The organism is Pseudomonas sp. AN3A02, from assembly GCF_011765255.1.
GTDB lineage: Bacteria > Pseudomonadota > Gammaproteobacteria > Pseudomonadales > Pseudomonadaceae > Aquipseudomonas.
Genome location: NZ_JAARNI010000004.1, coordinates 307,390 through 319,648 on the forward strand (window position 1 = coordinate 307,390; position 12,259 = coordinate 319,648).

Annotated in this window: 10 protein-coding genes; 5 read left to right on the forward strand and 5 right to left on the reverse strand. The window is 61.5% G+C overall.

What is annotated here, in order from left to right; translation table 11 throughout:
- Positions 1 to 2 precede the first annotated feature (2 nt).
- The 5 genes from HBJ59_RS18420 to HBJ59_RS18440 all read left to right on the forward strand — a co-directional run bounded on the left by HBJ59_RS18420 (position 3) and on the right by HBJ59_RS18440 (position 5,600).
- On the forward strand, positions 3 to 1,625 hold the full coding sequence (locus HBJ59_RS18420; RefSeq protein WP_167664359.1) for a glycosyltransferase family 39 protein: 1,623 nt from the start codon (positions 3 to 5) through the stop codon (positions 1,623 to 1,625).
- Between the two features lie 516 nt (positions 1,626 to 2,141).
- Positions 2,142 to 2,321 carry a type VI secretion system contractile sheath small subunit gene (locus HBJ59_RS18425; RefSeq protein WP_256576841.1) on the forward strand — a complete coding sequence of 60 codons (180 nt, stop codon included), beginning with the start codon at positions 2,142 to 2,144 and terminating at the stop codon, positions 2,319 to 2,321.
- 179 nt (positions 2,322 to 2,500) lie between these two features.
- Positions 2,501 to 3,199, forward strand: a complete 699-nt coding sequence (locus HBJ59_RS18430) for an HPP family protein (RefSeq protein WP_167664360.1) — start codon at positions 2,501 to 2,503, stop codon at positions 3,197 to 3,199.
- A gap of 142 nt (positions 3,200 to 3,341) precedes the next feature.
- A complete protein-coding gene (locus tag HBJ59_RS18435; protein WP_167664361.1) occupies positions 3,342 to 4,445 on the forward strand; it encodes an enoyl-CoA hydratase/isomerase family protein in 1,104 nt (367 codons plus the stop codon).
- Positions 4,446 to 4,448: 3 nt separating this feature from the next.
- Complete coding sequence (locus HBJ59_RS18440; RefSeq protein ID WP_167664362.1) at positions 4,449 to 5,600, forward strand: acyl-CoA dehydrogenase family protein; 1,152 nt, start codon at positions 4,449 to 4,451, stop codon at positions 5,598 to 5,600.
- Positions 5,601 to 5,740: 140 nt separating this feature from the next.
- Here the strand turns inward: HBJ59_RS18440 and HBJ59_RS18445 are convergent, their stop codons facing one another.
- Genes HBJ59_RS18445 through HBJ59_RS18465 form a run of 5 tightly spaced genes read right to left on the reverse strand, consistent with a single transcriptional unit; the run spans position 5,741 to position 11,295 of the window.
- A complete protein-coding gene (locus HBJ59_RS18445) occupies positions 5,741 to 6,514 on the reverse strand; it encodes an enoyl-CoA hydratase (protein WP_167664363.1) in 774 nt (257 codons plus the stop codon).
- A gap of 9 nt (positions 6,515 to 6,523) precedes the next feature.
- Positions 6,524 to 7,651 (reverse strand): acyl-CoA dehydrogenase, encoded by a 1,128-nt coding sequence (locus tag HBJ59_RS18450; RefSeq protein WP_076013417.1) that lies wholly within the window; start codon positions 7,649 to 7,651, stop codon positions 6,524 to 6,526.
- Between the two features lie 9 nt (positions 7,652 to 7,660).
- Positions 7,661 to 8,845 carry an acetyl-CoA C-acyltransferase gene (locus tag HBJ59_RS18455; protein WP_063030094.1) on the reverse strand — a complete coding sequence of 395 codons (1,185 nt, stop codon included), beginning with the start codon at positions 8,843 to 8,845 and terminating at the stop codon, positions 7,661 to 7,663.
- Positions 8,846 to 8,855: 10 nt separating this feature from the next.
- A complete protein-coding gene (locus HBJ59_RS18460; protein WP_167664364.1) occupies positions 8,856 to 9,623 on the reverse strand; it encodes an SDR family NAD(P)-dependent oxidoreductase in 768 nt (255 codons plus the stop codon).
- Between the two features lie 22 nt (positions 9,624 to 9,645).
- Positions 9,646 to 11,295, reverse strand: coding sequence for an AMP-binding protein (locus HBJ59_RS18465; RefSeq protein WP_167664365.1), 1,650 nt, complete (start codon positions 11,293 to 11,295; stop codon positions 9,646 to 9,648).
- Between the last annotated feature and the right edge of the window lie 964 nt (positions 11,296 to 12,259).

The following is a 12,259-nucleotide window of genomic DNA, read 5'->3' on the forward strand; positions in this document are numbered from 1 at the left end:
ACGTGGACAAAGTTCATCCGCCCCTGCTCAACCCGACGATCCGCCGACACTCATGGGTACTGGGGCTCCTGGCACTGATCCTGTTTATCGCGGGCAACTGGAACCAGGCCATCATCGGCTTTGATTCGCGCTTCGTGCTGTTCGCCCAGGAGATGCTGCGCCATGGGCCGGGGTTCTTCCCGACGACGTATGGCCAGCCTTACGCCGATTACCTGGCCACTTCGACACTGCTGACCTGGCTGCTGTCCTTGCCCCTGGGGCAGGTCACCAGCCTGACGGCCTGGTTGCCGACGGCCATTGCTTCAGCGCTGATCGTGGTGCTGATCTACCGGCTGACCGCGCCCTACTCCCGGCGCTGGGCGTTGCTGAGCATTGCGGCGCTGCTGCTCAGCAGTACCTTCATCAGCGAAACCCGCGCAGTGTCCCTCGACCAGATGCTGGCCGCCGTGGCCCTGGCGGTGTTTTACCTGGGTTATGCCCATGACCATTTCGGCGCCTGCCGTCGTCTGCATTGGCTGTTTCTGCTGCTGATCCTGGGGTTCGCGATCCGTGGGCCGATCGGCCTGGTAATTCCCACGGGCATGTTGTGCAGCTATTACCTGATCAATCGTCAATGGCGGCAGCTGTTCAGTTTTGGCCTGTTGGCGTTGGCGTTGCTGGCAGCGTGCGTCGGCCTGCTGTTGCTGCTGGCCAAGCTCAGCGGTGGTGAAACCTTCATGCAGGACGTGATCCGCATGCAGTTCCTCGGCCGCATGGACGGTACCGAAGGCTCCGGTAGCGTGCTGTATTACTTCAGCAGTTCACTGGGCAACTACGCGCCGGCGTACCCGCTGGCCGTGCTGGCACTGCTTGCGGTGGCGGCTGGCGGTCGCGAGGACAAAGGTCCTGCGCTGAAACTGGTGCTGTACTGCCTGGCCGCCGGCTTGATCGTGATGGTCGGCTTGTCGGTGCCCCAGGCGAAAAAGGCCCGCTATGTGCTGCCGATGCTGCCCATGGCGGCGATCATCGCGGCGTATCCATTCCAGGTAGCACGGGGAAAACTGTTCGCCGGGCTGCGCTGGCTGATGCTGGCGCTGTGGACGGTGATTCCGGGGCTACTGATCGCAGGTTTGTTCGTGGCGCGTCATCGCTTTCCCGAGCAGATCGGCAGCCTCAATCCGGTGTTCGGGATCCTGATTGCACTCCAGACGCTGACCTTGGGCTTTTTGTTCAACCGGCGCCTTCGCTACCTGGGGCCGGCCTTCTCCGCGGTACTTGCGGTGTGGCTGGCGTATATCGTGATGGTCGAACCGCTGGAACGCCGCCTGTACGACACGCGCACCTTTACCCTCCAGGCCCATGCGCTGACCCAGCAGCAACCGGCGCCGCTGGTACTGCATGCGCTCGGAAAGGACGCCAAGGCCATCAAGTTCATGGTCAACCTCGATTGCGACCGGGTACCGTTGTTTACCCAGTTGCCCGCCGACCTGGCACCGATCCAGGCACCGGCCTGGCTGATCATGAGCCAGTCGGACTATGAGGCGTTAAGCGACCCGCGCTTTCGCTCACTGCAACCGGTGCTGACTGGCCAGTTCGACAAGAACCCCTATGTGCTGCTGCATTTGATCAAAACAGCGCAACCTTGATACTGGGTGCGGGATAAGCGGCGTAGACCGCTTATCCCTCGCCAGTACTTTCCGTAGTTATACGTCCAAGTGCACGTAAGAAACTTCTTTCTCCATTCAACTTTGAAACTTTCCAGATATTAACTATCGAGAAAGATCCTACGCACCTATCCGCAACTACCGATGCAACATCCCTTCCCGCTACATGTCCCCGACTGTAGACTCGCCTGCCAAGTGAGTTAATTAATTACTACCTGCCAGTTATTTTCAGAGCCTCAAAGGCTTGGTGTAGGGCCTTCCTGTGACTATCTCTAGAAAAACGAAGAGCGTAGCAGTAAGCCATCAAGACTTATCCCGCTTTAAATAAACAGCCGCAATAACAATAAATAAGTTTTAAACAGCAATTAGCCCTGCCGTTTATTTCATTTAGAGGAATCTTCTGTGTCCGACCATCGATTGCCCGCCCCCTCAATCTCTGAAGCTGTTGCGTGTTTATCTCTGGACAAAGTAAATGTGGGTTACCTCCCGCTACCCAAACTGGATCGGCTCATGGGATTGCGCGATGCACTGGTAGTACTCAAGGGGCCTCTGGCCAACGATCCGTCACTGCGGGAAAACGTACAGAACCTGCTGATCAACGAGGAAACCAATGATCGGGTGCTGGGCAAGATCAGCAGCCACCTGCCGCCGCCAACCCGGCTGATACCCTTTGGCTAGGTCGGTTAACTGCAAAAATACTGCACTTGATCGGCATTAATATGCAATTGCAGCAACCTTGTCCGATGGGCACACTGCACAGGTTCCTCCCCCAAATGCAGGAACTGTTTTTTTGAAGGGCTTTTCCGGGAAACCAGGCAAGCCTTTTTTTTCGCCCGCTTTTTATGGATCGTCTGTCAATGCTCGCTCGCTGGTTACCTGCTGCCATCAATACCCGCCCTGCCGAATGGAGCCGTGCCGCCATCGGCATGTCCCTGGGCACTTTGTTCAGTGTTTGGGTGTGCGCCCAAGTGTTTGGCATGGAGGTGGCCTTGCACCTCATAGGCCCGCTGGGAGCCTCGGCGGTTCTGCTGTTTGCCGTGTCATCCGGAGCATTGGCCCAGCCCTGGTCGATTATTGGCAGCTACCTGTGTGCCGGGGTCGTTGCCCTGCTGGTGGCGCGGGTGCTGGGACGTACGTTGGGCAGCGCGTGCCTGGCGGCCGGGATGACGGTCATGCTGATCTGCTGGCTGCGCTGCCTGCACCCGCCTGCAGGCGGGCTGGCGATGAGCCTGGTGTTGGCTGATCCCGCATCGATTTCCATCGGCTGGCACGAACTGGGCGCCGTGATGCTGGGCGCCGCTGCCTTGCTGGCCTGCGCCCTGGCCTATAACAACGCAACGCGCACGCGATACCCCAAGGGAGCCAGCGAACCCGCTGCACCGAACTTCCTGCCAACGGCCATCGAAAACCCCGGCATCAGCGCCGAAGACCTCAAGCAGGCACTGGCCGAGCGTGAGCAGTTCCTGGACGTGACGCAGCAGGAGCTGGAAGAACTGATCCAGGCCAGCGAGCGGTATGCGCGGCGGCGGACGATAGGCGCGGTTTTCCAACGTTAGGGCCAGCATCGTCCCTAGGGCATAAATGCAAAAACGACCTGCATGATTCCGACTTGTACTGGGCAAATTTGCACTGTTACGATCGCGAGATGGTTCGCCCGCGAACATCTTGATAAAGAACAATAAAAGCAGGGAGTTAGAGATGACTGCTCAGGTTTCATCCGAGGCAAGCAGCGCCGGGGTCGTGCACGACGAGGTCCTGGCGCAGGTACGCAACCACATAGGCCACCTGACCCTCAATCGCCCCGCCGGCCTTAACGCCATTACCCTGGACATGGTCCGTAGCCTCAGCCGGCACTTGCAGGCCTGGGAGGACGACCCAGCGGTGCATGCCATCGTCTTGCGCGGCGCAGGTGAAAAAGCCTTTTGCGCCGGTGGCGACATTCGCTCGCTGTACGACAGCTTCAAGAGCGGCGACACACTCCACGAAGATTTCTTCGTCGAGGAATACGCCCTCGACCTGGCCCTCCACAACTACCGCAAACCGGTCCTGGCGCTGATGGACGGCTTCGTCCTCGGCGGCGGCATGGGCCTGGTACAAGGCGCCGACCTGCGGGTGGTCACTGAACGCAGCCGCCTGGCAATGCCTGAAGTGGCCATCGGTTACTTCCCTGACGTAGGCGGCAGCTATTTCCTGCCGCGTATTCCCGGTGAACTGGGGATCTACCTCGGCGTGACCGGCGTGCAGATTCGCGCGGCCGACGCACTGTATTGCGGGCTTGCAGACTGGTACCTCGACAGCGCCAGGTTAACCGAGCTCGATCAGCGGCTCGACCGCCTGACATGGCACGACTCACCGCTCAAGGATCTACAGGGCGTGCTGGCCAGCCTTGCCGTGCAGCAACTGCCTGCCCCCCCACTGGCGGCGCTGCGCCCGGCCATCGACCACTTCTTTGCCTTGCCGGATGTGCCGAGCATCGTCGAGCAATTGCAGCAAGTCACGGTTGCCGACAGCCATGACTGGGCACTGACCACCGCAAGCCTGATGCAAACCCGCTCGCCCCTGGCCATGGCCGTGACCCTGCAGATGCTGCGCCGCGGGCGCCACCTGCCACTGGAGCAGTGCTTTGCCCTGGAGTTGCACCTGGATCGCCAGTGGTTCAGCCGTGGCGACCTGATCGAAGGCGTGCGCGCCCTGCTGATCGACAAGGACAAAACCCCTCGCTGGAACCCTCCAACCCTCCAGGCGCTGGAGGCTGATCATGTCGAAAGCTTCTTCCGCGACTTCGACAAGAACGGGAACTAAGCCATGCAAGATATTGAATTTACTGAAGAACAAGTAATGATCCGCGACATGGCCCGGGACTTTGCCCGTGGCGAAATCGCGCCCCACGCCCAGGCCTGGGAAAAAGCCGGCTGGATCGATGATGGGTTGGTCGCCAAGATGGGCGAACTGGGTTTACTGGGCATGGTCGTGCCCGAAGAATGGGGCGGCACCTATGTCGACTACGTGGCCTACGCCTTGGCGGTGGAAGAGATTTCCGCCGGTGACGGCGCCACCGGCGCGCTGATGAGTATCCATAATTCAGTGGGTTGCGGGCCAATCCTCAACTACGGCTCACAAGCACAAAAGGAAACCTGGCTGGCGGACCTGGCCAGCGGCCAGGCCATCGGGTGCTTCTGCCTGACCGAACCCCAGGCCGGTTCCGAAGCACACAACCTGCGCACCCGCGCCGAACTGCGGGACGGCCAATGGGTGATCAACGGCGCCAAGCAATTTGTCAGCAACGGCAAGCGCGCCAAGCTGGCGATCGTGTTTGCGGTGACCGACCCGGACCTGGGCAAGAAAGGCATCTCGGCGTTCCTGGTGCCCACCAATACCCCGGGCTTCGTGGTGGACCGCACCGAACACAAGATGGGCATTCGTGCCTCCGACACCTGCGCCGTCACCCTCAACCAATGCACCGTGCCCGAAGCCAACCTGCTGGGCGAACGCGGCAAAGGCCTGGCCATCGCCCTGTCCAACCTCGAAGGCGGGCGCATCGGGATCGCCGCCCAAGCGCTGGGCATCGCCCGTGCCGCCTTTGAAGCGGCGCTGGCCTACGCCCGTGACCGCGTGCAGTTCGACAAGGCGATCATTGAGCATCAGAGCGTGGCGAATATGCTGGCCGACATGCAAACCCGCCTGAATGCAGCGCGCCTGCTGATCCTGCACGCCGCGCGGTTGCGCAGTGCGGGCAAGCCGTGCCTGTCGGAAGCGTCCCAGGCCAAACTGTTCGCGTCGGAAATGGCCGAGAAGGTCTGCTCGTCAGCGATGCAGATCCATGGGGGTTATGGGTATCTGGAGGATTACCCGGTGGAGCGCTATTACCGGGATGCGCGGATTACCCAGATTTACGAGGGCACCAGCGAGATTCAGCGGATGGTGATTGCCAGAGAGTTGAAAAACTACCAGCTGTAACAGGTATTTCGCAGAACCCATGTGGGAGCGGGCTTGCTCGCGAAGGCGGTGTTACAGTCACCAGATGTATCGACTGATCCACCGCCTTCGCGAGCAAGCCCGCTCCCACATTTTTGATCTTCAGCGTTTCAGGACAGTGTTTATTTGTCCTTGAACTCCGGCGCACGCTTGGCTACAAACGCCGCCATGCCTTCCTTCTGATCCTGCGTGGCAAACGCCGCATGGAACACCCGGCGCTCAAAGCGCACGCCTTCGGACAGGCTCACTTCAAACGCGCGGTTGACGCTTTCCTTGACCATCATGCTGATGGGCACCGATTTGCTGGCGATCAGGGTCGCGACTTTCAGCGCCTCGTCCAGCAACTCATCCGCCGGCACGATCCGCGCAACAATCCCGCAGCGCTCCGCTTCCACGGCATCGATAAAGCGCCCGGTCAGGCACATTTCCATGGCCTTGGCCTTGCCCACGGCGCGGGTCAGGCGCTGGGTGCCGCCCATGCCCGGCAGCACGCCGAGGTTGATTTCCGGCTGGCCAAACTTGGCGTTGTCACCGGCCAGGATGAAGTCGCACATCAAGGCCAGTTCACAACCGCCGCCCAAGGCGAAGCCGTTGACCGCGGCGATGATCGGCTTGCGGCGGTTGGCCACGCGATCGCTGTCGCTGAACAGGTCGTCGAGGTAGATCTGCGGGTAGGTCAGCTCGGCCATTTCCTTGATGTCGGCGCCGGCGGCAAAGGCCTTTTTCGAGCCAGTGAGCACGATGCAGCCGATTTCCGGGTTGGCTTCGAGGCTGTCCAGCGCCTGGTTCAGCTCGCTGACCAGCTGCGCGTTCAGGGCGTTCAGCGCTTGCGGGCGATTGAGGGTGATCAGCCCCACACGGCCCTGGACGTCCAGCAAAATGGTTTCGTAACTCATAGATACTCCTCAGAGATTGCGTGAAATGACCATGCGTTGAATATCGCTGGTGCCTTCGTAAATCTGGCAGACCCGCACATCGCGGTAGATCCGCTCCAGGGGAAAGTCGCTCAGGTAACCGTAACCGCCGAGGGTTTGCAATGCTTGCGAACAGACCTTTTCGGCCATTTCCGAAGCAAACAGCTTGGCCATGGACGCCTCCACCAGCGCCGGCTTGCCGCTGTCACGCAGGGCTGCAGCGTAATGCACCATCTGCCGGGCGACTGCGATTTGGGTCGCCATGTCTGCCAGTCGGAAGGCCACGGCTTGGTGCTCGATGATCGGCTTGCCAAAGCTTTCCCGCTCGCGGGCGTAATCCCGAGCGGCCTCAAACGCCGCCCGCGCCATGCCCACCGCTTGCGAAGCAATGCCGACGCGCCCGCCTTCGAGGTTGGCCAGGGCGATCCGGTAGCCTTCGCCCTCTTCACCCAAACGGTTGGCCACCGGCACCTTCAGGTCTTCAAACAGAATCTGGCAGGTGTCGGAGGCGTGCTGACCGAGTTTGTCCTCGACACGCGCCACGCTGTAGCCCGGCGAGTCGGTGGGCACGATAAACGCGCTGATACCGCGCTTGCCGGCAGCCGGATCGGTAACCGCAAACACAATCACGATCCCGGCGTTTTGCCCGGAGGTGATGAACTGTTTGCAGCCGTTGAGCACGTAATGATCGCCCTCCAGACGGGCCCGGGTTTTCAGGCCGCTGGCATCGGAACCGGCCTGGGGCTCGGTCAAGGCAAACGCCCCGAGCATCGCCCCGCTGGCCAAGGGCTTGAGGAACTGTTCTCTCTGTTGATCGTTGCCGAACTTGAGGATCGGCACGCAGCCCACCGAGTTGTGCACGCTCATGATGGTCGAGCAGGCACCGTCGCCAGCGGCAATCTCTTCCAGGGCCATGGCGTAGGCCAGGTAGCCGGTGTCGCAACCGCCCCACTGTTCCGGGACCAGCATGCCGAAAAAGCCCAGCTCGGCCATTTCGCCAATGGCTTCCTTGGGAAAGCGATGCTCGCGGTCCCACTCGGCGGCGAACGGCTTGAGCCGTTCCTGGGCAAATTGCCGGGCGGCTTCGCTGATTTGCAGTTGTTCGTCATTCGGGAGCATAGGTGTTCCTTAGTACAGGCATTCAACGGCCATGGCCGTGGCTTCACCGCCGCCGATGCAGATCGCCGCAACGCCGCGCTTGAGGCCTTTCTGGCGCAGGGCCGAGAGCAGCGTCACCAGGATCCGCGCGCCGGACGCGCCGATCGGATGGCCCAGGGCGCAGGCGCCGCCGTGGATGTTGACCTTGCTGTGGGGAATTTCCAGCTTGCTCATGGTCACCAGGCTGACCACGGCAAAGGCTTCGTTGATTTCAAACAGGTCGACTTCGTCGAGGTTCCAGCCGGTCTTGCTCATCAGCTTGCGGATCGCCCCCACCGGCGCGACCGGGAACAGGCCTGGCTCATCGGCAAACGCCGCGTGGCCATGGATCACCGCCAGCGGCTTGAGCCCGCGCTTCTGCGCTTCAGATTCGCGCATCAGCAGCAACGCCGCCGCACCATCGGAAATCGAACTGGAGTTGGCCGCCGTCACCGTGCCGCCTTCGCGGAAGGCCGGCTTCAAGGTGGCGATCTTGTCCAGCTTTGCTTTAGGTGGTTGCTCGTCGTGAGTGATGGTTTTCTGTTCCTTGCCCACGGTGACCTGCACCGGGACGATTTCGGCGATGAAGTTACCGTCGGTGATCGCCTGTTGCGCACGGGTCAGGGAGGCAATGGCAAACGCGTCCTGGGCTTCACGGGAAAAGCCGTTGTGCTCGGCGCAGTCTTCGGCAAAGGTGCCCATCAGGCGGCCCTTGTCGTAAGCGTCCTCAAGGCCGTCGAGGAACATGTGGTCGAGCACCCGGCCGTGGCCCATGCGGTAACCGCTGCGGGCGCGGTCCAGCAGGTACGGCGCGTTGGACATGCTCTCCATGCCACCGGCGATAACCACTTCCACACTGCCCGCCAGCAACGAGTCATGGGCCAGGATCGTGGCTTCCATGCCCGAGCCGCACATCTTGTTGAGGGTGGTGCAACGGGTCGATTTATCCAGGCCGGCGCCGAGAGCGGCCTGACGCGCAGGCGCCTGACCGAGGCCGGCGGGCAGCACGCAACCGAACAGCACTTCATCCACGGCATCGGTGGCGATACCGGCACGCTCGACCGCTGCACGAATCGCCGCAGCCCCCAGTTGCGGGGCGGTCAGGCCCTTGAGGTCGCCCTGGAACCCGCCCATTGGGGTGCGTACTGCGCTGACAATAACGATGGGATCAGTCATGAAAATCTCCTTATTTGGCTGCCATGCGCAAGGCACCGTCGAGACGGATCACCTCGCCGTTGAGCATGCTGTTTTCAATGATATGCCGCACCAGCGCGGCGTACTCGCCTGGCTTGCCCAGGCGCGGCGGGAATGGCACGCCGGCGGCGAGGGACTCGCGCACTTCCGGGGTCATGCCGGCCATCATCGGTGTTTCGAAAATGCCGGGGGCAATGGTCATCACCCGAATTCCGTAGCGCGCCAGTTCACGGGCGGCAGGCAGGGTCAGGCTGGCGATCGCGCCCTTGGAGGCGGCATAGGCGGCCTGGCCAATCTGGCCGTCAAACGCGGCCACCGAAGCGGTGTTAATGATCACCCCGCGCTCGCCATCGGCATTTGCCTCGGTTTCAGCTATAGCCGCCGCAGCCAGGCGCAGCAGGTTGAAACTGCCGATCAGGTTGACGTTGATCACCTGGGCGAAGTTGGCCAGAACGTGAGGGCCATTTTTGCCAAGGATTTTCTCGCCGCGAACCACACCGGCGCAGTTGACCAGCCCATGCAAAACACCAAAGGCCGCAACCGTGGCCTGCACTGCCGCTTCCGCCGCGGCTTCCTGGCTGATATCGGCGACCACGCTTCGCGCTTGCTCACCGAGCTTTACAGCCTGGGCGGCGACTGCGTCGGCGTTCAGGTCCACCAGCATCACCTTGGCACCGGCTGCTACGAGCATCTCGGCCGTTGCCGCGCCGAGGCCTGAAGCGCCGCCGCTGACCAGAAAAACCTTGTTCTCAATCTGCATCACTGTTTCCTTGAAGAATGGGTCACGCCGTGGCCGCCTGGGCCTTGGCAATTTCCTGATTACGCAAAATGAAGCGTTGCAGCTTGCCGCTCGGGGTCTTGGGCAGCTCGCTGACAAATTCGATTTCCCGTGGGTACGAGTGAGCCGCCAGGCGCTTGCGCACGTGCTGGCGCAGCTCCTCGGCCAGGGCCGGCTCGGCGCGGTATTGCTCGCTGAGCACCACAAAGGCTTTGACGATCTCGGTGCGTTCCGGGCATGGCTTGCCCACCACTGCCGCCTCCACCACCGCCGGATGCTCGATCAACGCACTTTCCACATCGAATGGGCCGACGCGGTAACCGGAAGTGGTGATCACATCGTCACTGCGCCCGACAAAGCTGATGCTGCCGTCGGGGTTCAGCTCCACGGTGTCGCCGCTGAGGTAGTACTTGCCGACGAAGGCTTTGGTCTTGACCCCGTCGTAGCCGGCGAACCAGCACATTGGCGATTGTTCGCGGTCGATGGCGAGGATGCCTGGTTGGCCGGCGGGCAGTTCCTGATGGTTGTCGTCCAGCACCACGATGCGGTGGCCTGGCGAGGCAAAGCCGGCAGAGCCGACGTGCACCGGGTGTTCCAGGCCGTGGTGATTGCACAGCACCATGCCCAATTCGGTCTGGCCATAGTGGTCGTGGATGGTCACGCCGAGGTTGTCGGCAAACCAGCGGATCACTTCCGGGTTCAACGGCTCGCCGGCGCTGCTGACAATGCGCAGCTTGCCCTTGATCGACTTAGCGAACTGCTCGCCGCCGGCGATCAGCATGCGATAGGCCGTGGGCGATCCGGTGAGGTTGGTGATCCCGTATTTGTTGATGACGCGGCAGGTGCTTTCGAGGGTGAACGGGCCGTCGTAGAAGGTGATCGGGTGGCCCATGGACAAGGGGCCGGTCACGCCGAAATAGATGCCATAGGCCCAGCCCGGATCGGCGACGTTCCAGAATGCGTCTTCGGGGCGCAGGTCGACGGCGTCGCGGGTGTAGCTCTGGAACGCCACGATTGCCTTGAGCGGTACTGCCAGGGATTTCGACGGGCCGGTGGTGCCGGAGGTGAACATCAGCAGGAACGGGTCGTCGGCGCCCAGCAATACGGGCTCGCAGAGGTTGGAATAGTTGGGCAGTTCGGCCCAGAAGCTGAAATCGCCGCGCACAATGCCTTCGCCGTTGGGGCCGGCGACGGTGACGATGGTTGGGCAGTCGGCCACTTCATTGAGCTTGGGACGGTTGACCGCGTCGGTCACCACCAGCGCGGCGCCGGAGCTGTTCAGGCGGTGTTCGATGGCTTTGGGGCCGAAGGCGGTGAACAGCGGCTGATAGACCGCGCCGATGCGCCAGGTGGCAAGTACCACTATCAGTAACTCGGCGGTGCGTGGCAGGAGGCCTGCTACCTTGTCGCCGCGATTGACGCCCTGGGCCAGGAGGAAGTTGGCGAAGCGGGCGGCCTGGTCTTGTAATTGGGTGAAGGTGGACGTGGCGCTGCGGCCGTCCTTGCCCTCCCAGAACAGCGCGATGCGACCGGGTAAGGCGTGGCGGTCGCAGCATTCGACGCAGGCGTTGAGGGCCTGCAGGTTGCCCGACAAGGCGGCGTCGACGGTGTGTTGGTAGTTGAACTGGGTGGTGGCAGCCGAGTAATCACGCATCGCTTCAAATCCCTGTGTGGTTTTTATTTTCAGGATGGGTACGTAGACCGGTGAAATAGTCGCTCTAGAGCGGTGGGTGGGCAATGGTCAAAGCTTTCAACTTGGTTGACTGGTTTGGCCAATGGGGTGTTGTTTTTTGGGTGAGGTTTGGGTGTATATCCGTTATTTGGGTAACGGCTTCGATGGGTTCCGCTCTTACAGCGGCTCACTTTTGAAGAGCGCAAAAGTAAGCAAAACGCTCTTGCCCCACCACTCGGCTCCTCGCTTAGGCTCGGAGTTCCCTCACTCCGGCTTTGGAGCGTGGGCCGCCGCGATGGGCCATCCTTGGCCCAGCGCGGCTAACCCGGCATCCTGCCGGGTTACCCACGCTCCAAAGCCTGCGTTCGGCCAGCGTGGTTTAACGGGGCGCCTAAGATCAAGATCAAAAGCAGATCAAGAGCACAGCGGCCTACCGGCCGGCTTGAGTGTGGTGAAGCAACAGCAACAGCAAAACCAGAAGCGGGCACGGTCCAAATGTGGGAGCGGGCTTGCTCGCGAAGGTCGTTAACGATGACGCTGGCATCCTGATTCAACGCGGCGGTCTCAGGTTTTTCGCGAGCAAGCCCGCTCCCACAGAAAAGCAGCTCTGCTTTCGCTTTTAACACTCAAGCCGGCCTGTAGGCCGCTGTGCTCTTGCTTTTGATCTGCTGTTGATCTTGATCTGCGGGCCCCGTCAACCACGATGGCCGCAAGTAGGCACGGTGGAGCGGGTAAATCGGCAGGGAAGCCGATTTAGCCGCGCCGGGCCATGGATGGCCCGTCGCGGCGGCCCGCGGAAGCGTGCCGGAGTGCGGGCATGCCGAGCCTAAGCGAGGCACCGAGTGGTGGGGCAAAGACCTTTTGGTTACTTTTGGGGCGTTTGCCAAAAGTGACCCGCTGTAAGAGCGGAACCATAAGCCGCCGTTACCGCAGCAACGGATATGTA

What these genes read in the sequence shown, in the direction of transcription:
- HBJ59_RS18430 (WP_167664360.1), top strand. Translation starts at nt 2,501, where the DNA reads ATGCTCGCTCGCTGGTTACCTGCTGCCATCAATACCCGCCCTGCCGAA.
- HBJ59_RS18435 (WP_167664361.1), top strand. Translation starts at nt 3,342, where the DNA reads ATGACTGCTCAGGTTTCATCCGAGGCAAGCAGCGCCGGGGTCGTGCAC.
- HBJ59_RS18440 (WP_167664362.1), top strand. Translation starts at nt 4,449, where the DNA reads ATGCAAGATATTGAATTTACTGAAGAACAAGTAATGATCCGCGACATG.
- HBJ59_RS18445 (WP_167664363.1), bottom strand. Translation starts at nt 6,514, where the DNA reads ATGAGTTACGAAACCATTTTGCTGGACGTCCAGGGCCGTGTGGGGCTG.
- HBJ59_RS18450 (WP_076013417.1), bottom strand. Translation starts at nt 7,651, where the DNA reads ATGCTCCCGAATGACGAACAACTGCAAATCAGCGAAGCCGCCCGGCAA.
- HBJ59_RS18455 (WP_063030094.1), bottom strand. Translation starts at nt 8,845, where the DNA reads ATGACTGATCCCATCGTTATTGTCAGCGCAGTACGCACCCCAATGGGC.
- HBJ59_RS18460 (WP_167664364.1), bottom strand. Translation starts at nt 9,623, where the DNA reads ATGCAGATTGAGAACAAGGTTTTTCTGGTCAGCGGCGGCGCTTCAGGC.
- HBJ59_RS18465 (WP_167664365.1), bottom strand. Translation starts at nt 11,295, where the DNA reads ATGCGTGATTACTCGGCTGCCACCACCCAGTTCAACTACCAACACACC.